This window comes from Pseudomonas weihenstephanensis (assembly GCF_001043055.1).
Lineage (GTDB): Bacteria > Pseudomonadota > Gammaproteobacteria > Pseudomonadales > Pseudomonadaceae > Aquipseudomonas > Aquipseudomonas weihenstephanensis.
Window position 1 is genome coordinate 671,065 of sequence record NZ_JYLF01000002.1, and the last position, 22,919, is coordinate 693,983.

General features: G+C 58.7%; 19 protein-coding genes and 2 pseudogenes. 8 read left to right on the forward strand and 13 right to left on the reverse strand.

From position 1 onward, the window contains the following. Positions 1–72 precede the first annotated feature (72 nt). Entirely contained in the window at positions 73–1,383 is a 1,311-nt protein-coding gene (locus tag TU86_RS07325) for a protein kinase (RefSeq protein ID WP_048363618.1), read from the reverse strand. An 81-nt stretch (positions 1,384–1,464) separates the two neighbouring features. Between TU86_RS07325 and TU86_RS23850 the strand changes: the two are divergent. From TU86_RS23850 to TU86_RS07335, 3 genes and pseudogenes are all read left to right on the forward strand, one after another. Continuing rightward, positions 1,465–1,677 (forward strand): annotated as a pseudogene (locus TU86_RS23850) (hypothetical protein); the annotation flags it as partial. Next, complete coding sequence (locus TU86_RS23255) at positions 1,646–2,230, forward strand: FimD/PapC C-terminal domain-containing protein (RefSeq protein ID WP_048363619.1); 585 nt, start codon at positions 1,646–1,648, stop codon at positions 2,228–2,230. The pseudogene TU86_RS23850 and the gene TU86_RS23255, both read left to right, overlap by 32 nt. Positions 2,231–2,241: 11 nt before the next feature. Further along, positions 2,242–3,205: pseudogene (locus tag TU86_RS07335) on the forward strand (Csu type fimbrial protein). Here the strand turns inward: TU86_RS07335 and TU86_RS07340 are convergent. Both TU86_RS07340 and TU86_RS07345 read right to left on the reverse strand, forming a co-directional pair. Further along, a complete protein-coding gene (locus tag TU86_RS07340; protein WP_048363620.1) occupies positions 3,202–4,353 on the reverse strand; it encodes a M14 family metallopeptidase in 1,152 nt (383 codons plus the stop codon). The pseudogene TU86_RS07335 and the gene TU86_RS07340 sit on opposite strands and share 4 nt — an antisense overlap. 535 nt (positions 4,354–4,888) lie before the next feature. Continuing rightward, complete coding sequence (locus tag TU86_RS07345; RefSeq protein WP_048363621.1) at positions 4,889–5,356, reverse strand: Lrp/AsnC family transcriptional regulator; 468 nt, start codon at positions 5,354–5,356, stop codon at positions 4,889–4,891. Positions 5,357–5,546: 190 nt separating this feature from the next. On the opposite strand from TU86_RS07345, the gene TU86_RS07350 reads away from it, so the two are divergent. Further along, positions 5,547–6,599 (forward strand): Glu/Leu/Phe/Val dehydrogenase dimerization domain-containing protein, encoded by a 1,053-nt coding sequence (locus TU86_RS07350; protein WP_048363622.1) that lies wholly within the window; start codon positions 5,547–5,549, stop codon positions 6,597–6,599. Positions 6,600–6,667: 68 nt separating this feature from the next. Here the strand turns inward: TU86_RS07350 and TU86_RS07355 are convergent, their stop codons facing one another. Further along, positions 6,668–7,015, reverse strand: coding sequence for a DUF6124 family protein (locus tag TU86_RS07355; RefSeq protein WP_048363623.1), 348 nt, complete (start codon positions 7,013–7,015; stop codon positions 6,668–6,670). A gap of 129 nt (positions 7,016–7,144) precedes the next feature. On the opposite strand from TU86_RS07355, the gene TU86_RS07360 reads away from it, so the two are divergent. Beyond that, a complete protein-coding gene (locus TU86_RS07360; RefSeq protein ID WP_048363703.1) occupies positions 7,145–7,801 on the forward strand; it encodes a LexA family protein in 657 nt (218 codons plus the stop codon). Between the two features lie 66 nt (positions 7,802–7,867). On the opposite strand, the gene TU86_RS07365 is transcribed toward TU86_RS07360, so the two are convergent. The 4 genes from TU86_RS07365 to TU86_RS07380 all read right to left on the reverse strand — a co-directional run bounded on the left by TU86_RS07365 (position 7,868) and on the right by TU86_RS07380 (position 13,517). Continuing rightward, positions 7,868–9,808 (reverse strand): acetyl/propionyl/methylcrotonyl-CoA carboxylase subunit alpha, encoded by a 1,941-nt coding sequence (locus tag TU86_RS07365; protein WP_048363624.1) that lies wholly within the window; start codon positions 9,806–9,808, stop codon positions 7,868–7,870. Beyond that, complete coding sequence (locus tag TU86_RS07370; RefSeq protein WP_048363625.1) at positions 9,805–10,623, reverse strand: gamma-carboxygeranoyl-CoA hydratase; 819 nt, start codon at positions 10,621–10,623, stop codon at positions 9,805–9,807. Before TU86_RS07370 ends, TU86_RS07365 begins: the two co-directional genes overlap by 4 nt. Positions 10,624–10,734: 111 nt before the next feature. Continuing rightward, positions 10,735–12,342, reverse strand: coding sequence for a carboxyl transferase domain-containing protein (locus TU86_RS07375; protein WP_048363626.1), 1,608 nt, complete (start codon positions 12,340–12,342; stop codon positions 10,735–10,737). An 11-nt stretch (positions 12,343–12,353) separates the two neighbouring features. Then, complete coding sequence (locus TU86_RS07380) at positions 12,354–13,517, reverse strand: isovaleryl-CoA dehydrogenase (protein WP_048363627.1); 1,164 nt, start codon at positions 13,515–13,517, stop codon at positions 12,354–12,356. 208 nt (positions 13,518–13,725) lie between these two features. Here TU86_RS07380 and TU86_RS07385 point away from each other — a divergent pair, with 208 nt between their 5' ends. Next, on the forward strand, positions 13,726–15,399 hold the full coding sequence (locus TU86_RS07385) for an AMP-binding protein (RefSeq protein ID WP_048363628.1): 1,674 nt from the start codon (positions 13,726–13,728) through the stop codon (positions 15,397–15,399). A 556-nt stretch (positions 15,400–15,955) separates the two neighbouring features. On the opposite strand, the gene TU86_RS07390 is transcribed toward TU86_RS07385, so the two are convergent. The 3 genes from TU86_RS07390 to TU86_RS07400 are packed head-to-tail and all read right to left on the reverse strand — an operon-like array spanning position 15,956 to position 18,288. After that, a complete protein-coding gene (locus tag TU86_RS07390; protein WP_048363629.1) occupies positions 15,956–16,852 on the reverse strand; it encodes a hydroxymethylglutaryl-CoA lyase in 897 nt (298 codons plus the stop codon). Positions 16,853–16,900: 48 nt separating this feature from the next. Then, on the reverse strand, positions 16,901–17,296 hold the full coding sequence (locus TU86_RS07395) for a MerR family transcriptional regulator (RefSeq protein ID WP_048363630.1): 396 nt from the start codon (positions 17,294–17,296) through the stop codon (positions 16,901–16,903). 26 nt (positions 17,297–17,322) lie between these two features. Continuing rightward, the gene (locus TU86_RS07400) at positions 17,323–18,288 is read right to left on the reverse strand and encodes a LysR family transcriptional regulator (RefSeq protein ID WP_048363631.1); all 966 of its coding nucleotides are present in this window, start codon (positions 18,286–18,288) and stop codon (positions 17,323–17,325) included. A 154-nt stretch (positions 18,289–18,442) separates the two neighbouring features. Here TU86_RS07400 and TU86_RS07405 point away from each other — a divergent pair, with 154 nt between their 5' ends. Continuing rightward, positions 18,443–19,657: an acyl-CoA dehydrogenase gene (locus tag TU86_RS07405; RefSeq protein WP_048363632.1), complete on the forward strand. Its 1,215-nt coding sequence runs from the start codon at positions 18,443–18,445 to the stop codon at positions 19,655–19,657. Positions 19,658–19,674: 17 nt separating this feature from the next. On the opposite strand, the gene TU86_RS07410 is transcribed toward TU86_RS07405, so the two are convergent. Both TU86_RS07410 and xthA read right to left on the reverse strand, forming a co-directional pair. Further along, entirely contained in the window at positions 19,675–20,991 is a 1,317-nt protein-coding gene (locus TU86_RS07410; protein WP_048363633.1) for a substrate-binding domain-containing protein, read from the reverse strand. Positions 20,992–21,215: 224 nt separating this feature from the next. Beyond that, positions 21,216–22,028 carry an exodeoxyribonuclease III gene (gene xthA / locus TU86_RS07415; protein WP_048363634.1) on the reverse strand — a complete coding sequence of 271 codons (813 nt, stop codon included), beginning with the start codon at positions 22,026–22,028 and terminating at the stop codon, positions 21,216–21,218. 184 nt (positions 22,029–22,212) lie between these two features. On the opposite strand from xthA, the gene TU86_RS07420 reads away from it, so the two are divergent. Then, positions 22,213–22,863: a GNAT family N-acetyltransferase gene (locus TU86_RS07420; protein ID WP_048363635.1), complete on the forward strand. Its 651-nt coding sequence runs from the start codon at positions 22,213–22,215 to the stop codon at positions 22,861–22,863. The last annotated feature ends 56 nt before the right edge of the window (positions 22,864–22,919 follow it).

Below are 22,919 nucleotides of genomic sequence, written 5' to 3' on the forward strand. Positions count from 1 at the left end.
CGTAACGCGAGGCGGCGACCGGGCGCGTAGCGGTCGTCGCCTTCGGCAACGGCAACGTGGATCGCGACAGGCTCAGCCCAGCGCGCGGCTGATGGCTGCAAAATCTGGCCGGGCCAGTACGTTCGGCTGGATGCAACGTTCGTGCAGTTGATGCCAGTCGCCGCGTTGGGCATCGCTCAAGCCTGAGTCGATGCGCGCCAGCAACTCCCCCAGCAAAATCCCGAACGCGCGCACTTCAATACGTTGCAGGGCGCGGGTGTGTGGGCTGTCGTCTGTGGCGTGAAAGCACGCGGCACCGAAGTCGCCCAGCAAACATTCGCCCTGTGCGTTGAACAAAATGTTGTGCGCGTACAAATCGCCATGACAGATGCCCTGCGCGTGTAAATGAGCCGCGGCCGAGGCAATGCCACGAGCAATACGTCGCGCGCTGTCAGCGGTGAAGCGGGTGCTGTCGGCATACACGTCGCGGCTGCAACTGTCAAAACTGGGCAGGGCCGCCAGGTTGGTGAACGAGGGATCGATCAGTTCCATCACCAGTGCCGCTTGCGCCTCAGGGTGACCGACTACCCGGCCCAGCACCTTGATCAGGTTCGGGTGCTGGCCTGCGGCGATGCAGGCGTTCATTTCGTGCAGCGGTGAGCCGTCGCTGGTGATGCTGCCTTTGTAGAGTTTGATCGCGACCGCCCGCACCGGTTGCCCCGGTTCACGCCATTGCGCTTGATAAATTACCCCGGAGGCGCCTTCACCCAGTGGCTGCTCAAGGGTCAATTGCGACCAGTCAATGTTCGGTGTGTGGTCGTCTGCCTGCTGAGTGCGGGTTTCGTCGGCCAGCGGATTGCCCGAATAGGCCAGCCAGCTCAGGCGGGGCATGGCCAGTAGCCCGTCGGGCAGTTCAGCGAGCTGATTGGAGGCCAGGCGGATCAGTTCAAGGCGTTCGCACCCGGCCAGGCTGCGCGGCAATTGTTGCAGGCGGTTACCGGCCAGCATCAGTTTTTGCAGCAAAGGACGCTGCCCCAGTTCGTCAGGCAATTGGCTGATGTGGTTATCCGTGAGGATCAGCCAGCGCAACAACGGTGGCAGCGCCGTACCCGGTACGTTCACGATCTGGTTGGCTTTGAAGCCGATCATGCTCAGGTTGGCACAACGCCCCAGGCACTCGGGCAGCGCGGTGAAGTGGTTGTCCGAGCAAAACAAAATGCGCAACCGGGTTAACCGATGCAAATCGTCAGGCAGGCGGCTCAAGGCATTGCCGCTCAAGTTGAGGATTTCCAGCGAATCGGCCAGTTGGAAGATTTCGTCCGGGAACTCGGTCAGCCCGCAGGCCAGGTCCAGACGTTTGAGGCCTTTCAATTGACCGGCGCGCAGTTTAGCGAGGGTATCCATAAGCAGGCGGTGTGCACTCGTGTAAATCGATGAAAAGTGCCGCGCATGATAGCGATTAATCGTTTACAGGTTTCAGGCAATTTGCGCACACCCCGCGCCACGCAGTGCGTTGACCCTTCGGCTGAGTACGAAGTCCAGGTGCGGGTGACCGTGGAACGCGGTTGCCAGTTGATTGGCTCAACCCGCAACGCCGGGATCGAGCCTTTGGGTGTGCTTGATTTTGGGCGTATCTCACGTCTGGACAGTGGCTCCGGGCCATTGAATGCGGCGCTGCTCAATCAGCGTGTGCCGCGGGGGGGGGTGGGCCCGCACGACTGTGCTGGCGGGCGAATTGCCCCCGCCGCCTGCCAGCATGGAGGCCGTCGCCGATGCACTGTTGTATCTGGAACTGGTGGTTAATCAGATGAACACCCCGCGCGTGGTGCCGGTTGTACAACGCCAAGGGCAGCTGTTTGTGAGCGCCAGTGAATTGCAGGCGGTCGGCATTCGCTTGCCTGCCTCAGGCCCCTCAGAGGTGGGGCTGGACAGCGTGCCCGGTTTACACAGCGAGTACGACAGCCAGGCCCAGCGTCTATTGCTGCAAGTACCGCCCGACTGGCTGCCGGAACAACGGATCGGGGCGCGTTCGACCTACCCGCGCACTGAGGCCTTGAGCAGCGCGGTGCTCAATGAACAAAACGGCGCGCGGGCCGTGGTGGGCTGGGACGGCCTGGTGTACCTGGAAGACCTGACGGCGCAGAACACGTTGCAGGTGATAGTGCCCGACGGCGCGCAGTGCAGAGCTTCATTCGCGTTACCGCCCCAAGGCGATCAAGTGCCCTTGATCGGGCCGGTGGTGTGCCAGTGAAACGCCTTGCGATGTGGCTCGCGCTGGGCGGCCTGTGCGGGTTGTCAGTCAGTGCACAGGCGGCGTGTAGTGTGGGCACCACGACCCCCCGCAGCGTTTGGTTTGGTGGGGTCGATGGCGGTGAAAAACACGCGGCAATCCACCTCCACGCTCAATTCGGGGCTAAGTTGCGTGGGCACCGGCATTACGCTGTTCGGCACCTCGATGTTCAAGGCCACCATCACCTCGGCCACCAGCGGCATGGTCGGGCCGACCGGTGATGTGATCGGGTATACGATTTACGCCACCCATGCCACCACCTACCCGATCAGCCGCGGGGCACCCGGCTTTGACTTCGCAAGTAACGGTTTGCTGTCGTTGTTGGGGCTGATTGGCAGTGCGTCGCCCAAATACATCCCGTTGTACATCAGCACCATTACGGGGAGCAATGTGGCGGCGGGGGTGTACACCGAAACGCTGAATATTCAATGGGACTGGTACTACTGCCCCGGTATCGGCATTGGTGGCATTTGCATCGGGGCCAACGCTGGCAGCAAGTCGACGCCCTTGACCGTCACCCTGACGGTGGCCAATGACTGCACCATCTCCGCGCTCAACATCAGCTTTGGCAGCGCGCCGGTGATCAGCGCATTCACCCCGGTCACCAGCCAGACCATCAGCCTGTCTTGCACCAAGGGCAGCGCCTATACCGTGGGTTTGAGTGACGGTGCCCAGGCGGTAAGTGTGGGTGGGCGACGGCAGATGATCTCGGGGAGCAATTTTTTGGCGTATGACATTTTCAAAAGTGCCGGCACCACCCGTTAGGGCCGTGTCGGCAGCGCCCGACGGGCAAGCTCGGATGCTGAGATCAACCCTGGCAACGGGTTGGGCGTCGGCAGTCAGGTATTTAACTTCAACGCCAAAATCTACACCGATCAGGCCACCCCGCCCGCCGGGACTTATATCGACAACGTGGTCCTGGATGTCGGGTTTTAGCGCAGCTCCTTGACCATTGCCGAGAGGGTGCTCAACACGTCGTTGCCCAATTGCATCGAGCGTTGGCCATCCCAGCCGGTCCGCGGGTTTGGCGCGTCGTTGTTGTCCTTGAACGGCATCTCCAGGGTCAGCGACAAACAGTCGAAAAGCTCGCCGACACTGTTGCAGGCCAAGGTCATGTTGGCTTGGCCGGGTTCGTCGCGGGTATAGCCGTGGGTGGTCTGAAAGTCCTGAGTGCGAGCCTTCAGGTCGTCGCGAAAGCGTGCTTCCAGTGCGGCCAGGCGCGGCGTATAGCCAGGGTTGCCTTCACAACCCGCGGTGAACACATAAGGGATTTCTTCGTCGCCGTGGATATCCAGAAACAGGTCGACGCGGTGTTTTTTCATCTGCTCCAAGGCAAAGAACACCTCAGGGCTGACCTGCGAGCAGGGGGTTTGCCAGGCGCGGTTCAGGTCTTGACCGTTGGCATTGGTGCGCAAGTGGCCATGTAAGGCACCGTCCGGGTTCATGTTGGGGATCAGGTATAAGTCGGCGTAGTCCAACAACTTGCGCAACTGCGGGTCACTGCCTTGTTCCAGACGTTTGAAAATCCCTTCCATGAACCACTCGGCCATGTGCTCACCGGGATGTTGCTGCGCGATGATCCAGATCTTGTGTTTATTCGCAGCGCCAGTGCCCTTGCGCAACAGCTCAATATCGCGACCTTCGGCACTTTTGCCGACGGCCAGCACCTCGCAGCCCGACCACTGCTGCGCGTCCTTGATCAACCGGTCGTGCCGTTCGCGGCTGTAAGGTTCGAAATAGGCAAACCACACCTCGCGGTGCTCGGCGTCCAGGGTGATGTTGAGCGAAGCACCGTCAAAGGTGGTGGGCACTCTGAACCAATGCTCGTGATCGTAGGACGCCACGGCGTTGTAGCCATCCCACGCCTTGTTGTAGGAAGACTGGCTGGCGTTGGTCAGGCAAAAGGTGTGGCTTTGCCCTGGGGTCAGACCGCTGGCCTTGAAATGAAACCACTGAAAGTGCTGACTTTTGGAATCGGGCTTGATGGCCAGTTTTACGTTCAGCGGGTCGCTGGCCTCCAGCACCTGAATATTGCCGCTGTCGAAGTCACTGCTGATGTGAAGTGAAGAGGGCGCCACAGTCATCGTCCAGATCCCTGAGTCTAAGAATTGTGGGCGTTACTGTACCGCGTCATGGCGTCGGGCCAATACGAAAATGTAGGTAAAAGCAGGCGAAAAAAGAGGAGAAAAATACGAGGGGGGCGTCATCCTTGACGCGGCGCAATTCTAGTGTTTTTGCGATTGATTCTCAAGTGCTAAATTGCCATTACGGCTATAGTCTTGGACTTCAGGCTTTCTTCGGTCGATGTTCTTTTGCTATCATCGCCGGCATCGTAGCGGTCACCGAAAAAAACCGGCCGCACACCAGACTTCATTAGCCTGAAGCAAGCTGAGCCAGATAACTGGCCACAAAAAAAAGACCCGGCCAGAAGCCGGGTCAAATAACCGTGATTAGCCTGATGAGGAGATTATTCAAAGAACCGACCTAAGGTCCCTTGAATGATCGGCTGATCTCGCGACCAGCTGCATGCAATAGTAATCATTATCATTTGCAAAGCAAGTGTTTTTCCGCGCATTTCGGAAATTTTTTTTCCATTCCTCGCTCCAAGGCTCTGTCCCGCTAGTCCAACAACAGCTCAGTGGTGCGCTTGACTTCGCTCATGGCGATATTTGAGTGGGCTTCCTGTACGTGTGGCTTTTGCAGCAGGTGATCGCGCAAAAAACGCTCGTAGCTGTCGATGTCATGGGTCACGACCTTAAGCAGGTAATCCATATCGCCTGCCATGGTGTAGCACTCGATGACTTCCGGATAACCGGTGATCGCTTCTTCAAACTCGGTCAGATGGCGCCTGCCGTGGCCAGAAAGCCGCACATTGACGAACACCACCACGTTGAGTCCCAGTTTTTTCGGGTTGAGCAGGGCGACTTTGCGCTCGATCAAGCCTTCTTCCTGTAAGCGATGAATGCGCCGCCAGCAGGGCGATTGCGACAACTCAACGTGTTCGGCTACTTCAGCGGCAGACAGGTCAGCGTTGTGTTGCAGCAAGCGCAGGATCTTGCGGTCGATGGTGCTTAATTTAATCGGCATGAATTAATCTGATTTCTTATTTTTGTTGAATGTTTCATGCAGCCTAGCACTGCATTTCCTAAAAATAAGAAAGAAAAATCCTCTGGCAAACCTTCACTCTCTTACGACGGGTTACGCACCCGCAGGCCGGGTCGCGCAGTGACCCTCAGGTCTGGCGTCGCTCACTGACTAACAACAAGAGAGAAATGAAATGCCGATTTTTGCTCATCCCGAATTTGATCAGCATGAACAGGTCATGTTCTGCCACGACAAGGCCACGGGTCTCAAAGCCATCATTGCGGTGCACAACACACGTCTGGGCCCAGCCTTGGGCGGGTGTCGCATGTGGCCCTACGCCGATGAACAGCAGGCGTTGAATGATGTTTTGCGCTTGTCGCGCGGCATGACCTATAAATCTGCCTTGGCCGGGCTGCCCTTGGGCGGTGGCAAGGCGGTGATCATCGGCGACCCGCACAAAGGCAAGAGCGAGGCGTTGTTCCAGGCCATGGGCGGGTTTGTCGACAGCTTGGGCGGGCGTTATATCACGGCCGCAGACTCGGGCACTGGCGTGGCCGAAATGGCGCTGATGGGCCAGCGCACACGGCATGTGGTGGGTGCCGGTACGCGCGAGCAGTTGGGTGGCGGCACGCGCAGCGGCGATCCCTCGCCGGCAACGGCCCTTGGCGTCTTTATCGGCCTGCGCGAAGCGGTCGCGCAGCGTCTGGGTCGCTCAGACCTTAACGGCTTGCGTGTCGCCATTCAGGGGCTTGGGCAGGTGGGGTTTGATCTTGCCCGGCAACTCAAGGCCGCCGGTGCGCAGTTATGGGTACACGATATTCAGGACGCGAATGTACGCCGGGCCGTCGATGAATTGGGTGCCCATGCTGTGAGTGCGCAAGACATTTACGGGCTGGAGGTGGATGTGTTCTCGCCGTGTGCCATGGGGGCGGTGATCAACGATCACACCCTGCAACTGTTGCGTGCGCCGGTGATTGCCGGTGCAGCCAACAACCAGCTGGCCACCGCCGCCCATGCCGATGAATTGTGGCGCAGGGGGGTGTTGCACGCCCCCGACTATGCGATCAATGCGGGCGGCATCATTGACGTGTCTTACGAGTACCACGGCGGTACACCCGAGCAGGTCCGTCGGCACGTTGAAGGCATAGGCGAAACTTTGCGTCAGATCTTTGTGCGAGCCAAAGCTGAGGATCGCAATACCACCGCCGTTGCCGACAGCCTTGCTCAAGAGCGCCTTAACGGCTGATACGTGAGCAGGTCAGGCAAGGGCTGCTTGACCTGCAACGGCGGCACTCTCAATCAGGTCGCCGGGTGTCAGCCCCCGGCGACCTTGTGTGTGTCCACCGTGTTGTCGACCAGGTCTTTGGCCATCTCGATGAAATGCACCGCGCCAAGTGTGAGATCCCGTTGCGCGCCTTGTAGGCTTCCAGCGCACTCATGGGCGTAGGCCAGTGCATAGCGCAGCAACTCTGAGGCATGGACCATCGCCTCTTCCAAACTCAAACCTTCGCGCACAGTGAACACTTTGTGCTCAGTACTGCGCTGAGTTACAGATGGTTTCAAATAATAATCGAGTGCACGCTGCCTTGCGGCACTGTCTTTGAGCGCTTCTAGCTCTGCATCGGGTTCAGTCTTGAGCGGAATTTTTGTTATGGGAGTCATGATTTTCCTGCGTCTCTGAGATTAATCGAATCAGCCAATGCAGATTAGTACAATGAGTATTTATATCTAAAAGTTAAATAATACAATATGTGTATTGTTGCGGCTCAGGCATTCCGTATTGTTCGCCAGATGGATAAATGGATCGCTTTAGTCAGAACGAAATTGCGCGAGCTGAAACTCACGCAAGAAAAACTCGCCGAACGCGTCGGGGCTTCCCAGGGCGGTGTTGGTCATTGGCTTAACAAACGTCGTCAGCCCGACCTCGAAACGATGAACAAAGTGCTGCATGCCCTTGGGCTGGGGCACCTTGAAGTCGCGATCGTGGTACGTGAACGCAAGGCCAGTAACGATGACGTAAACACCGCCGAGCCGGTCTACGACATCACCTCGGCGTATCGCTACCCCGTCACGGACTGGGAAAGTGCCGGGCACATCAACGAGAAAGCCCGGCAGGGTTATCAGCCGTCCACGGTGTTTGAGATGAGCGATCACTACGCCAAAGGTGATGCCTATTGGCTGCAAGTGACAGGCGATGCGATGACGGCCCCGGTGGGCATCAGCATCCCCCAAGGCATGATGATCCTGATCGACCCGGACCTGGAAGCCGAACCCGGCAAGATGGTGGTTGTGCGCACGCCGGACAGTGAAGCCGCGACGTTTCGCCAGTTGATCGAAGAGAGTGGTCGGCGCTATCTCAAGCCGCTAAACCCGACGTATCCCAAAACCCTGCTCGATGAGCGCAGCCGTATTCTGGGTGTGGTGGTGCAGGCAACGACCAAGTTCTGATTGCCAGCCCTCCATGCATCCAGCTCAAAGGCGGACACCGGTGTCCGCCTTTTTAATGCCCGACATTCAGGCCAGTTCGACCAACACCGCGCCTTCGACCACCATGTCCCCTTCCTGGCAGTAAAGGGCGTTGACGGTACCGCTGCGGGGCGCACGCACGCTGTGCTCCATTTTCATTGCTTCGAGCACCACCAGTTGCGTACCGGCTTCAATGCTTTGCCCAACCTCGACCAGTACCCGCACGATGCTGCCATTCATGGGGGCTGTCAGACCGCCTTGTTGCGTATGACTGGCCCCTGTAGCCGCCAGCGGGTCATAGGCGTTCACCGTCTGTAGTTCGCCGCCCCAGCGCAGATACAACGTGTTTGCGCGCCGAATGGCCAGGTGTTTGCTGCGCACCCCATCGTGCTCGCTCAACAACTGATCGCCGCGCAACGGGCTGCCAACACCGCTGAGGCTGACGGTGCGTTGTTCGCCGTTGCTGCTCAGTGCCAGCAACGTGTGCGCCGCTAATCCGTTGCGAAACCCGGTGCTGACCGCCCACGGTGAGGCGCGATCCTCTTCGTGAACAACGGGTGTAAGGCTTTGCGCATACGCCTGCGCGGCCGCAGTCCAAAATGCGTCAGGCAAAGGCTCAGCAGGCGGCAGTAATTGCGCCTGATAGCGCGGGATGAAGTCGGTGTCGAGTTCAGCCGCCGCGAAGGCTGGATGCCCGATAATCCGGCGCAAAAAGCTCAGGTTGGTTTTCAACCCGCCAATGCAAAACTCATCCAGCATCGCCAGCAGGCGCAACCGAGCCTGTTCGCGGTCTTCGCCCCAGGCAATCAACTTGCCGAGCATGGGATCGTAAAACGGTGAAATCTCATCCCCTTCACTCACGCCGCTGTCCACCCGGCGTCCCGCACCTGCGGCCGATTCGCGGTACACGGCCAGGCGGCCGGTTTGCGGCAGGAAATCATGGCTGGGGTCTTCAGCGTACAAGCGCACTTCGATGGCATGACCGCGCAAGGGCACTTCATTCTGGGTGATGGGCAGTGCTTCGCCGCGTGCGACTTTGATCTGCCATGCCACCAGATCGAGACCGGTGATGGCTTCTGTCACCGGGTGCTCAACCTGCAAACGCGTGTTCATCTCCATAAAGAAGAATTCACCGCGGGCGTCCAGCAAAAACTCCACCGTACCGGCGCCCACATAGCCAATGGCTTGCGCGGCGCGCACTGCGGACTCGCCCATCGCGCGCCGTAGCGCAACGCTCAAGCCCGGTGCCGGCGCCTCTTCAACGACCTTTTGATGACGGCGCTGAATCGAGCAGTCCCGCTCGTTGAGGTACAGGCAGTTGCCCTGTTGATCGGCAAATACCTGGATCTCGACGTGCCGGGGTTTAAGCACGTACTTCTCTACCAGCATCCGGGCATCGCCGAATGACGACAACGCTTCGCGCTGCGCCGACGCCAGCGCTTCAGCCAGTTGGCTGTCGTTTTCGACCACTTTCATGCCTTTGCCACCGCCCCCTGCCGTGGCCTTGAGCAATACGGGGTAGCCGATGTTGTCTGCTGCGGTGCGAAAAGTGTCCACGTCTTGGGCTTCGCCGTGATAACCCGGCACCAACGGCACGCCTGCCACTTCCATCAAGGCTTTGGCTGCGGATTTGCTGCCCATCGCATCAATAGCCGAAGCGGGCGGGCCCAGAAAGATCAGGCCCGCGGCTTCAATCGCCCGCGCAAAGCCTGCGTTCTCGGACAAAAAACCGTAGCCGGGGTGAATCGCCTGAGCGCCACTGGCTTTGGCGGCGGCAATGATCTTGTCGATTTTCAAGTAGCTGTCAGCGGCTTTGCTGCCGCCCAGGTTCACGCAGATATCCGCCTCGCGACAGTGCCGGGCATCACGGTCGGTGTCGCTGTGAACCGCCACGGTGGTCAGCCCCAACGCTTTGGCCGTGCGCATCACGCGGCAGGCGATTTCGCCGCGGTTGGCCACCAGCACGCAGGTAATTGTCGATGGGTTCATGGGCGCGGCTCCTGACTGGATGAGTCGAGCTGCCAACTCGGGGTGCGCTTTTGGAGAAAGGCACGCAGACCTTCCTGGCCTTCAGGGCTGACACGAATGCGCGCAATGGCGTTTTCGCAGTAGCGGCGAATGGCTGGCGTCGGTGCGCCGTGGCTGACTTCGCGCAGCAAATCTTTGCAGGCGCGCATGGCATGTGGGCTGTTGAGCAGCAGGGTGTCGGTCCAGCGCGCCACCTGTTGTTCGAGTTCGGCCACGGGGTAACTTTCTGACAACAATCCCAATTGGCGGGCACGTTCGCCACTAAAGCGTTCGGCGGTGAGGGCAAACCGTCGTGCGGCACGCTCGCCGATGGCTTGCACCACAAAGGGACTGATCACGGCGGGGGCAATGCCGATGCGCACTTCAGACAGGCAGAACTGGGCGTCATCGGCGCCGATGGCCATGTCACACGCGCTGATCAAGCCCAAGGCCCCGCCATAGGCCGCGCCTTGCACCACGGCCAGGGTCGGTATTTTCAACTTGGCGAGGTTGTACATCAGCTCGGCCAAGTGCCGGGCGTCGTCCAGGTTGGTGTTGTAATCAAGCTCGGCCGACTGCTGCATCCAGGCCAGATCGGCCCCGGCGCTGAAATGCCTGCCGCGCCCGCGCAGTATGAGAAAACGCAGGCTGGCATCACTTTGCACGGCGTCCAGCGCCAGGATCAGCTCACGGATCATTTCAGCGTTAAACGCATTGTTTTTCTGCTCGCGACTCAGCCACAAGGTGGCAAAACCCCGGGGGTCGGTGTGCAGTTCAAGGGTGTTGAAATCAATCATGTCCGTCAGTCCTTGGATGGCTGTACGTGTAAAAGATTGTGCCTGCTGTGCAGGTGCTTGCGGTGGAGTGCGGCCATCGCAAGCAAGCTCGCGCCTACCGTGAGGCTGGGGTTACATACGGAATACGCCAAAGCGCGTGCTGTCGATGGGCGCGTTCAGCGCTGCGGACAAGCCCAACGCCAGCACTTCGCGGGTTTGTGCCGGGTCAATTACGCCGTCATCCCATAAGCGGGCGCTGGAGTAGTAGGGGTGGCCCTGATGTTCGTATTGATCAAGGATGGGCTGTTTGATCTGCGCTTGCTCTTGATCGCTGAACGTTGTGCCGTTGCGTTCGGCTTGTTCGCGCTTGACCTGCACCAGTACCCCGGCTGCCTGTTCGGCGCCCATCACGCCGATGCGAGCGTTGGGCCACATCCACAAGAAGCGCGGGTCATAGGCGCGACCGCACATGCCGTAGTTGCCGGCACCAAAACTGCCGCCGATGATCACGGTGAATTTAGGCACTTTGGCGCATGCCACAGCGGTCACCAACTTGGCGCCGTGTTTGGCGATGCCGCCGGCTTCGTATTTTTGGCCGACCATAAATCCGGTGATGTTTTGCAGGAACACCAACGGGATGCCGCGCTGGCAGGCCAGTTCGATAAAGTGCGCACCTTTTTGTGCCGCCTCGGCAAACAAGATGCCGTTATTGGCCAGGATCGCCACCGGATACCCGTGCAAATGGGCAAACCCGCACACCAGCGTGGTGCCGAACAAGGCTTTGAATTCATCGAACACCGAGCCGTCGACCAACCGTGCAATCACTTCACGTACGTCATAGGGTTGCTTGGCCTCGGCGGGCACCACGCCATACAACTCGTCGCTGGCATACAGCGGCGCCGACGGGGTGCGTTGTTGCAGCTGGCCCAGTTTTCGCCAATTAAGGTTGGCCACACTGCGTCGCGCCAATGCCAGCGCGTGTTCATCACTCTGGGCGTAATGGTCGGCGACGCCGCTGATTTTGCAGTGCACATCGGCTCCGCCCAAGTCTTCGGCGCTGACCACTTCACCCGTTGCCGCTTTGACCAAGGGCGGCCCGGCGAGAAAGATCGTGGCTTGCTGGCGCACCATGATCGCTTCGTCAGCCATCGCCGGCACATACGCGCCGCCCGCGGTGCACGAGCCCATCACCACGGCAATTTGCGGGATGCCCGCAGCACTCATGTTGGCCTGATTGAAAAAGATGCGGCCGAAGTGTTCGCGGTCCGGGAATACCTCGTCCTGGCGCGGCAAGTTGGCGCCGCCGGAGTCCACCAGGTAGATGCAGGGCAAACGGTTCTGCTCGGCAATGGCTTGCGCCCGCAGGTGTTTTTTGACGGTCAGCGGGTAGTACGAGCCGCCTTTGACGGTGGCGTCATTGGCCACAATCATGCACTCCACGCCTTCGACCCGACCAATGCCTGCGATGATTCCGGCCGCTGGCACGTCTTCGCCGTACACCTCGTAGGCAGCGAGCTGACTGAGTTCAAGGAATGGCGAGCCGGGGTCCAGCAGCCGGTCGATACGCTCGCGGGGTAACAGTTTGCCCCGTGAAGTATGCCGTTCTTGTGCTTTAGTGCCGCCGCCCTGTTGCACGTGGGCGAGCAGGCGGTGCAGGGCGTCGACCTGCTTGAGCATGGCCTCGCGGTTGACCGCGAATTCGGCCGAACGCGGGTTGATCGTCGTGTTCAAGATGGACATGCGCGTCCTCCTTAGCGGGTTTCGTTAAAGAGTTCGCGGCCAATCAGCATTCGGCGGATTTCGCTGGTGCCCGCGCCGATTTCGTACAGCTTGGCGTCGCGCAGAAGGCGACCCGCCGGGAATTCATTGATGTAACCATTGCCGCCCAGAATCTGGATCGCGTCGAGGGCCATTTGGGTCGCGCGTTCGGCGCTGTATAAAATCACCCCGGCGGCGTCTTTGCGCGTGGTTTCCCCACGTTCGCACGCAGCGGCCACGGCATACAGGTAGGCGCGGCTGGCATTGAGTTGGGTGTACATGTCAGCGACTTTGCCTTGGATCAGCTGGAATTCACCGATGCTTTGACCGAACTGTTTACGGTCGTGGATGTAAGGCACCACCAGATCCATGCACGCTTGCATGATGCCGGTCGGGCCACCCGAGAGCACCACACGCTCGTAATCAAGGCCGCTCATCAGCACTTTGACCCCACCGTTGAGCGGGCCGAGCAGGTTTTCTTCGGGCACTTCTACGTTGTCGAAAAACAGTTCGCTGGTGTTCGAGCCGCGCATGCCCAGCTTGTCGAAATGTTTGCTGCGGCTGAAGCCTTTCCAGTCGCGCTCCACGATAAATGCGCTGATGCCGTGGGCGTTTTTCTCGATGTCGGTCTTGGCGTAAATCACGTAGGTACTGGCATCTGGCCCGTTGGTAATCCAGGTTTTGCTGCCGTTGAGCACAAAATGATCACCACGCTTGTCGGCGCGCAGTTTCATCGACACCACGTCAGAACCCGCGTTCGGTTCGCTCATGGCCAGTGCGCCGACATGTTCGCCGCTGATCAGCTTGGGCAGGTAGTTGAGTTTTTGTGCGTGGGTGCCGTTGCGGTTGATCTGGTTTACACACAGGTTGGAATGTGCGCCATACGACAGAGCGACCGAGGCTGAGCCGCGGCTGATTTCTTCCATGGCCACCACGTGTGCCAGGTAGCTCAGGCCCGTGCCGCCGTATTCTTCCGGGACGGTGATGCCCAGCAGGCCCATGTCGCCGAATTTGCGCCACATGTCGGCGGGGAACAGGTTGTCTTTATCAATTTGCGCAGCCCGCGGCGCCAATTCAGCGGCCACGAAGGCCTGAACCTGATCGCGCAGCATGTCGATGGTTTCGCCCAGGGCGAAGTTCAAAGTCGGGTAGCTCATGGGGCACCTTGATCGTTGTTCTTATAAGAGGCGGTAACTGCGTCGCCATGGGTATGCTTTACGTTAACGTAAACTTGGCGTCAGGGGCTGTCAATGACCTTTACGTTAACGTCAACTTAAGCCAGAGTGATTGTCTATTCTTCACCTTGAGACGGCGCTTGCGCGCACCGTGCTCATGCTCCCGACAATAATCACAAGAGGAGTTGCCATGAAGTTGCCATCTGTCCCCAGTTACAGCCAGGGCGCACAGGACAAAGCCCTGCTGAGCCTGACCCTTGGCCAGGCGTTCGATCAAACGTGCATGCGTTACCCTGACGGCGAGGCGCTGATTGTGCGTCATCAACAGCAACGATTGACCTGGCAGCAATTGGCGCACGCGGTCGATCTGCATGCCAGGGCCTTTATGGCGCTGGGCATGCAAGCGGGTGACCGGCTGGGCGTGTGGGCACCTAACTGCCTGGAATGGTTTATTTGCCAGTTTGCCAGCGCTCACATCGGCGTGATTCTGGTCAATATCAATCCTGCGTACCGGCTCTCTGAACTGGAGTACGTGCTCAAACAATCGGCGTGTCAGTGGTTGGTGTGCGCGCAGGCGTTCAAAACCTCGGACTACCACGCCATGGTGCAGACGCTGGTGCCTGAGCTGGCACAGCGCCCCCTCAACAGCGAACGTTTTGGTGACTTGCGCGCGGTGATCAGTCTGGGTGCGCAGCCCCCCGCCGGGTTTATCCCCTGGGCACAGCTGGCCGTGCTGGGGGCGGGGGTCAGCACCGCACACTTGCATGCCCGCCAGGCCGCTGTGCAGCCTCAACACCCGGTCAATATTCAATACACTTCGGGCACCACCGGCTTCCCCAAGGGGGCGACCCTCAGTCATCGCAACATCTTGAATAACGGCTACATGGTGGGTGAAAGCCTTGGATTGACGGCTCAAGACCGGCTGGTGATTCCGGTGCCGCTCTACCATTGTTTTGGCATGGTGATGGGCAATCTGGGCTGCGTCACCCACGGCACCACCATGATTTACCCCTCTGACGCCTTCGACTCTGGCCTGACCCTGCAAGCGGTTGCTCAAGAGCGCGCCACCGCGTTATACGGCGTGCCCACCATGTTTATCGCCATGCTCGATCATCCTCAACGGGCCGATTTTGACCTGTCGAGCTTGCGCACCGGCATCATGGCTGGGGCCACCTGCCCGATTGAAGTGATGCGCCGGGTGATCAGCGACATGCACATGGGTGAGGTACAAATTGCCTATGGCATGACTGAAACCAGCCCGGTGTCGATACAGACCGGTCCTGCGGATGGCTTGGAATTGCGTGTGACCACCGTGGGCCGCACCCAGCCACACTTGGAAAACAAGCTGATTGACGCGCAGGGCGAAGTGGTTGCCCGTGGTGAGATTGGCGAGTTGTGCACGCGCGGGTACAGCGTAATGCTCGGTTACTGGAACAACCCGCAGGCGACGGATCAAGCCATTGATAGCGAGGGCTGGCTGCACACAGGTGATTTGGCGCACATGGATGAAAACGGCTATGTCTGCATCGTCGGGCGTAACAAAGACATGATTATTCGCGGCGGAGAAAACATTTACCCGCGTGAGCTGGAGGAGTTTTTCTTCACCCATCCGGCCGTTGCAGATGTGCAGATAGTGGGCATTCCGGACGCCAAATACGGTGAGCAAGTGGTGGCCTGGATCAAATTTCACCCCGGTCATACGGCTAACGAACTGGAGCTGCAAACCTGGTGCAAATCGCGCATCGCACACTTCAAAACGCCGCGTCACTTCAAGTTTGTAGAAGCATTTCCCATGACCGTGACAGGCAAAATACAGAAATTCAAGATGCGTGAAATCAGCATTCAAGAGCTTGGGGAGGGGTAAAGGGTCATTGCAGATAACACAAAGGGGAGCCGAAGCTCCCCTTTAACGTGTCGTTGCGTGCTCTTTTTTTATTATTGAGGGGCGGTCTGTTGTTGTTTTTGGAACCGTGGCCCTTTGTTGCTGTTTTTGCGATCCCCATCCGGGATCAAGAGCAAACGTATTTTTTTGAGCGCTGATCCACTTTTATCACCGGCTATCACACCTGTGATCCAACCTGAACGGGTGCTACCTGAAGGTAGTTTTATTATTCTCAGCCCGGTTGCGAGGTGGCTTATGGCTCCTCGGAAAAGTAAATCTTCTCCAAAAAAATCTGTTAGCTGCGTCTCTGCCGTGTTGTTTTTGTTATGTCAGAGTCGTTTCGTATTGTTTTTATTATGTTGCTGCACTTTTTATTTTTGTTATGCCATAGAGATAGCAGAAGCCGTGCCAACTTTTAAAAAGCGTTATAAATCAATAGTTTATTTTTTTTTGATGAAAAAAACCGGTCCCTTGAGGGGCCGGTTTGTTTCCTTGTTACTCGTGTGGGTTACCGCTCGGTAACACTGCGGCACACTTTTCAGCCCTGGCGCGCTTTCGCGACGCGCGAGCCGGTAACACGGCCCAACACACGGCAGATGTGCTCACCGGCCAGCAGCAGCCTGTCCATGTCGACACCGGTTTCAATGCCCATGCCGTTGAGCATGTACAGCACATCTTCAGTGGCGACGTTACCGCTGGCGCCCTTGGCATAGGGGCAGCCACCAAGGCCTGCGATCGAGCTGTCAAACACGGCAATGCCTTCGTGCAGGCTGGCGTAAATATTCACCAGTGCCTGGCCGTAAGTGTCATGGAAATGCCCGGCGAGCATTTCGCGCGGCACGTAGGCAGTCACAGCTTCAAACAGTGCGCGCGTGGCCGTGGGCGTGCCCGTGCCAATGGTGTCGCCCAGCGAAACCTCGTAACAGCCCATGGCATACAACTCATTAGCCACGGCGGCGACTTGCTGCGCCGGCACGTTGCCTTCATAGGGGCAGCCGAGCACGCAGGACACATAGCCGCGCACGGTAATCCCATGCTGGTGTGCGGCTTCAATCAGCGGGACAAAACGCGCCAGGCTGTCACTGATCGAGCAATTGATATTGCGTTGTGAAAACGCTTCGGAGGCGGCGGCAAACACGGCGACCTCCTTGACCCCGGCGGCTACGGCGTCTTCAAAACCGCGCATGTTGGGCGCCAGTGCGCCATACACCACGCCGGGTTTGCGCTGGATATGGGCAAAGACCTCGGCCGAACCCGCCATTTGCGGCACCCATTTGGGCGAGACAAAACTGCCGACCTCGATGTAATCGAGCCCTGCATCAGTCAGCGCGTCAACCAACTGCACCTTGTCGGCCACGCTGATGGGCTGGGCTTCGTTTTGCAGGCCGTCACGCGGACCGACTTCTATCAGGCGCACATGGGTAGGAAGTGTCATGGGGTCACCGGTTTGTGTAGGAGCGAGCGTGCTCGCGAAGGGCAGATGTCAGGCCGTCTGACTTTTGATGGTGTGCTCCAGCGCCTGCGTGCAACGTTCTTCCGCCGTGTCCAGCTCCAACTGCATCTGCTGAATATCCAGCAACTGTTGCTCCAGTTGTTCACGGCGTTCGGCGATTTTGGCCAGCATGCTGGTCAGCTGCTTTTGATTGCCGCTGGTCGGGTCGTACAGCTCAATCAACTCGCGGCATTCGGCCAACGAAAAGCCAATGCGCTTGCCGCGCAGAATCAATTTAAGGCTGACTTTGTCACGCGCTGAATACACCCGCTCCTGGCCCCGGCGCTCAGGCGCGAGCAGCCCTTGTTCTTCATAAAAACGAATGGCACGGGTGGTGATGTCCAGTTCGCGGGCAAGGTCGGAAATACTGTATGTCTGGCTGCTCATGGGCGCGCTCTGGAGAAATCGTGTGATTAAGCTAATGGTTGGTTGACGTATACGTCAAGCAAGCTCGCCGCCAGCACTTTCTTTTCCTGAGCCACTTGCTGCTGACACACCTCAATCAACAATTCGCGCATCCAGCGGTTGGCCGGGTCTTGCTCGGTGCTTTCGTGCCAATACAAATGGGTTTCCACGTTGGGCATCTCGTTGAGTGGCAACGCCACAAAATGCAACGCATTGCGCCGTGCGAACCGTTCGGGCACGGTCATGACCATGTCGGTGTGATGCAACACATTGGAGGCCATCAAGTAATGCTGCGAGCGCAGGGTGATTTTGCGTTGCAGGCCCATTTTGCCCAGCGCCAGATCGACCTGGCCCAGCCCGTTACGGCGCGTAGAAATATGAATGTGGGTCAGCGCCAAATACGCGTCCAGGCTGAGGCTGGCTTGACTGGCCAACGGATGCCCGGCGCGCATGGCGCACACATAGCGGTCCTCCATCAACTTGACGTGACGCACTTGCGGGTCAGTGTTGAGCGGCGCGTCGATGGCAAAGTCCAGACGTCCTGCCGCCAGGTCGCTGGTGGTCTCACGTCGATGAGCTAAAAAGCTTTCAATGACCACCGACGGAGCCTGCTTGCGCAAGCGCTGGAACAGCGGTGGCAAAACCACGGCTTCTGTCAGGTCGGTCATGCTGATGCGAAAGGTTTTGTTGGCTTGTAAGGGGTTGAAGGTGCGGCTTTCCTGCACTGATACGCGCAATAACGCCAACGCGCTGCGCACAGGGCTGATGATGTTTTGTGCCATGGGCGTGGGCACCATCCCTTGGGCGGTGCGCACAAACAGCGGGTCGTTGAAGCTCTCGCGCAGACGGGCCAATGCATTGGACACCGCAGGCTGAGTGATGCCGATGATCTGCCCGGCGCGGGTCAGGTTGGCCTCGGTGTAGATCGCATCGAAGACGACAAACAGATTGAGATCGACCTTGTTCAAGTTCATGCGGGGCAACTCTTGTTATTGAGGGGGGCTGGCAGCACTGAATCATATATTGCTTATGAATGGTAATACACGCTGTCAATAGGCTGGGTAAATGATGGGGCGCTGAATTAGCATCGGGTGATACTTCCCACATTCCCGGTAAAGGCAGCCAGTCATGGATTTCGCTTATTCCCCTAAAGTTCAGGCTCTTCGTGAGCGTGTTACGGCGTTTATGGACGCTTATGTGTACCCGGCAGAGGCGATTTTCGATCAACAGGTGGCTGAAGGTGATCGCTGGCAGCCAACCGCCATCATGGAAACCTTGAAGCTCAAAGCCAAAGCCGAGGGGCTGTGGAACCTGTTTTTGCCGGATTCAGAACAGGGCGCGGGGTTGACCAACCTTGAGTACGCGCCGCTGGCCGAAATCATGGGGCGTTCCATGCTCGGCTCCGAGCCGTTCAACTGCTCGGCGCCCGACACTGGCAACATGGAGGTGCTGGTGCGCTATGCCAATGCGCAACAGAAACAACAGTGGCTGGAGCCTTTACTGCGCGGTGAGATTCGTTCGGCGTTCGCCATGACCGAGCCGGAGGTGGCGTCGTCGGATGCCACCAATATGCAGGCGAGTGCCGTGCGTGAGGGCGACGAGTGGGTGATTAACGGGCGCAAGTGGTGGACCTCCGGCGTCTGCGACCCGCGTTGCAAAATCATGATTTTCATGGGGCTGAGTAACCCGCACAACCCGCGCCATCAGCAGCACTCCATGATCCTGGTGCCGGTCGACACACCGGGGGTAAAAATCGTACGTCCCTTGCCAGTGTTCGGCTACGACGATGCGCCTCACGGTCATGGCGAAGTGCTGTTCGACAACGTGCGGGTGCCTTACGAAAACGTGCTGCTGGGTGAAGGCCGCGGGTTTGAAATTGCCCAAGGGCGGCTTGGACCTGGGCGGATTCACCACTGCATGCGTTCAATCGGCATGGCCGAGCGAGCGCTCGAGTTAATGTGCCAGCGTTCGCTGGCGCGTAGCGCCTTTGGCAAACCCCTGGCCCGCTTGGGCGGCAATATCGACAAGATCGCCAATTCGCGCATGGAGATCGACATGGCGCGCCTGCTGACCTTGAAAGCGGCGTACATGATGGACACCGTGGGCAACAAAGTGGCCAAAAGCGAGATTGCGCAAATCAAGGTCGTGGCACCGAACGTGGCGTTGAAAGTGATTGACCGGGCGATCCAGTTGCATGGCGGGGCGGGGGTCAGTGCGGATTTCCCGCTGGCGTATATGTATGCCATGCAGCGCACGCTGCGCTTGGCCGACGGCCCGGATGAAGTACACCGCGCGGCCGTGGGCAAGTGTGAGCTGGACAAGTACGCCCCGTTATCGAAGTAACGGCTAGGAGGCTGGTGCTAATACACCCACACCTCAACGCGACGATTCTTCAGGCGGCCTTCATCTTCGGTGTTGGTCGCGACGGGCATTTGTGCGCCATAACCGCGTATTTCGCGCAGGATCACGCCGTTTTTCACCAGCTCACGGCGCACCGCCATTGCCCGCAGTTTTGACAGCAATTGCGCACGCTCGGGGTTGTCCTTGGCATCGCCAAAGCCTACCAGCGTCACCTGCTTGGTGAGTTTTGCGTGACGTTGCAGATAGTCCACAACACGCAGTAAGTCTTGACGCGCCTTGTTGTCCAGCGACGCACTGCCTTCCTCAAAACGGAAGTTGACTGACAAACGCTGTGCCTGTTGGGTCAGCGCCTGATAGTCCTGCGGCATGTGTGGGCCGGGCAGCACGCTGTCGGCCACCACGCTTTGCGCCACAAAACCGTTTTGCGCGACGATGGCTTGGCCCTGCGCACTTTGGGTGAAGGTAATCAGCGCTTTAGCCCAAGGATTATTCGCTGCAGGTGGCAGGTAAAAGTACAAGCGTCGCGACAGCGGGTAATCTTCGCTGGCGATCAGGCTGTTAAGCGGCAGCATCGGTTGCGAAGCCCCATCGACAATGGCGACAGCCCTGGCTTCGCGGATGTAGGGCAAACCGATGAAACCAATGGCTTGCGGGTCCTGGCTGACAGCATCGGACAACTGCTCGCTGGACTCGAAGCGCTTGGCGGCTGCGCTCAACCGTAGCCCCGCGCGGCTGATCACCAATTCCTTGAAGGTCTCCCACGTGCCGGACTGATCGTCCCGCGCATATAAATGAATGCTCCCGCCGACGCCGCCTAACGCTTCCCACGTCTGTATGTTGCCGCTGAAGACCTGCGCCAGTTGTTCGGTGTTCAAGGTCGTGAGCGGGTTGCGCGGGTGCACGATGATGGCCAAACCGTCGATGGCAATCACCTGTTCAGCCTCTGGGCTTTTCAGGTCGCCGAGGCGTTCGAGTTCCACCAGTTCGTGGTCCTTGATCGGGCGCGACGAGGCCACCACATCGGCGTGCTCGTCGTTTAACGCGGTAAATCCGGTGCCTGAGCCGTGGGCGGCAACGTCCACCCGCACGGGTTGGCCTTGGGCATCAGTGCCCATCAGCGTGTGCTCGTTGGGAGTGGGGGCTGGCACGCTATGAATGTCGCGCACGCCGTGCGCAGCGAGCATGGCAGCCACCAGCGCCGGGCCGAGATTGGCACCCATGGTGTTGGAGCCTTGAATCCTCAAGTCAGCGACTGGCGCGGCGAGGGCCATCCCCGACAAGGCGCACAGCATGATCCATGACATAAAACGCAGCATCAGCGGCGACCTTCCTGGGGCCATAAACGTGCCAGCAATTTAAGTCAGAAAGATTGCAGCGCGATGACAGCCCGCCTGAACCCGGCGCGTCGTATCTGACGCTGTGGGTTGAAGGGGTTTACGACGACTTTGCCGCCGATCACAGCCTCGCCTTACTCGTCAGTTCCTACGGGTTATGCGCCAACGTTTTGTAGGCACTGACGAGGCACGAGGCTGCGAGCGGTTTAGCTCAGTTCCAGCCAGATCGGTGCGTGGTCCGAGGGTTTTTCCATGGCGCGCAGTTCGTAGTCGACGCCCGCGTCTTTGATGCGTGGCACCAGGCCCTTAGAGGCCAGAATCACGTCGATGCGCAAACCGCGTTTGGGTTCGTCTTCAAAGCCGCGGCTGCGGTAGTCAAACCAGCTGAAACGGTCTGTCACGTCCGGGTTGAGGTAGCGAAAGCTGTCGACCAGCCCCCAGCCCTTGAGGCGTTCCATCCACTCGCGTTCTTCAGGCAAGAAGCTGCACTTGCCGGTTTTCAGCCAGCGTTTGGCGTTAACGTCGCCGATGCCGATGTCGCAATCTTGCGGTGAGATGTTGATGTCGCCCATCACCACCAGCGGCTGTTCGTTGCTGAATTGGCTTTCGAGCAACTGCTGCAAGTCACGGTAGAACCGCTGCTTGGCAGGGAATTTGGTCGGGTGATCGCGGCTTTCACCTTGTGGGAAATAACCATTCATGACAGTCACTGCCTGGCCATTTTCATCCGCGAATTCGCCCCAGATAAAACGCCGCTGAGCGTCGTCTTCATCGCTCGCAAAGCCTTTATGGATGCTCAGGGGCGCCTGACGCGACAGCAGGGCAACGCCGTAATGGCCTTTCTGGCCGTGGAAATGCACGTGATAACCCAGGGCTTCAATGTCGGCGAAGGGGAACTGCTCATCGCTGACTTTGGTTTCTTGCAGGCCGATCACGTCGGGCTGGTGTTTTTCAATCAGCGCTGCCAGCTGATGGGGCCGAGCGCGCAGGCCGTTGATGTTGAATGACACAATTTTCATGGGCGGGCAGTCCAGAGCAAAACTGCGATGCTAGCGGACTGGCGCGCAAGCGGCCAGCGTGCAGTAGGGCAAATGCGCTGCTAACGTAGGTTGCATGTAGCCATGATTGAACTGTTGTGGCTCTCGGGGGCTCGTACTCACTAGAAGCGCCGCCATCCAAGCGCCGCCAGGGAGATTGAACGTCATGACGCAAACGTCGAATGCCATAGGCCAGATTCAACTGCTCGATGGGGGTTATTCACGCGAAGCGCGTTCGTTGCTGTATCAGGCTTATCGGCATGAGCCGACATTTCGCTATCTGTTCGATGCTGATCGCAGGGGCTATGAGCAGCGGGTGCGGGCAACCGTTCGCGAGTTGGTCAAGCAGCATTTTTTGCAGGATCGGCCAGGGCTTGGGCTGCTGGTCAATGATCGGCTGGTCGGCATTGCCCTGATCGCACCGCCGCTGCGGCGTCTGGACATCACCGAAAGCTGGGCCTGGCAATTGCGCATGGTGCTGAGCACAGGGCTGCGCTGTACCCGGCGTTATCTGGAATACCATCAGGCGGTATTGGCGTGCGTGCCAGGTGATGCGGTGCATATGCTGCCGTTGTTGGGGATTCACCCGGAGTTTCAAGGCCAGCATTATGGCGAGCAGTTGCTTGAGGCGGTGCACAACTGGTGTGCCGAGGATGAGCACTCCGAAGGCGTGGTGCTCGACACGGGCAATCCGCGTTACCTGGCGTTTTACAAAAAACAGGGTTACGTCGAGATTGGCGAAGTGGCCGTCGGGCCGGTGCGCGAGCACGTGTTTTTCCACGCCAACCCGCAGGTGTTACATACAGCAACGGCTTAAGGGCGAACTTCTCACCTTAGGCAGGCTCTATGACGTTCCTTGCCCGTGTTAGCATC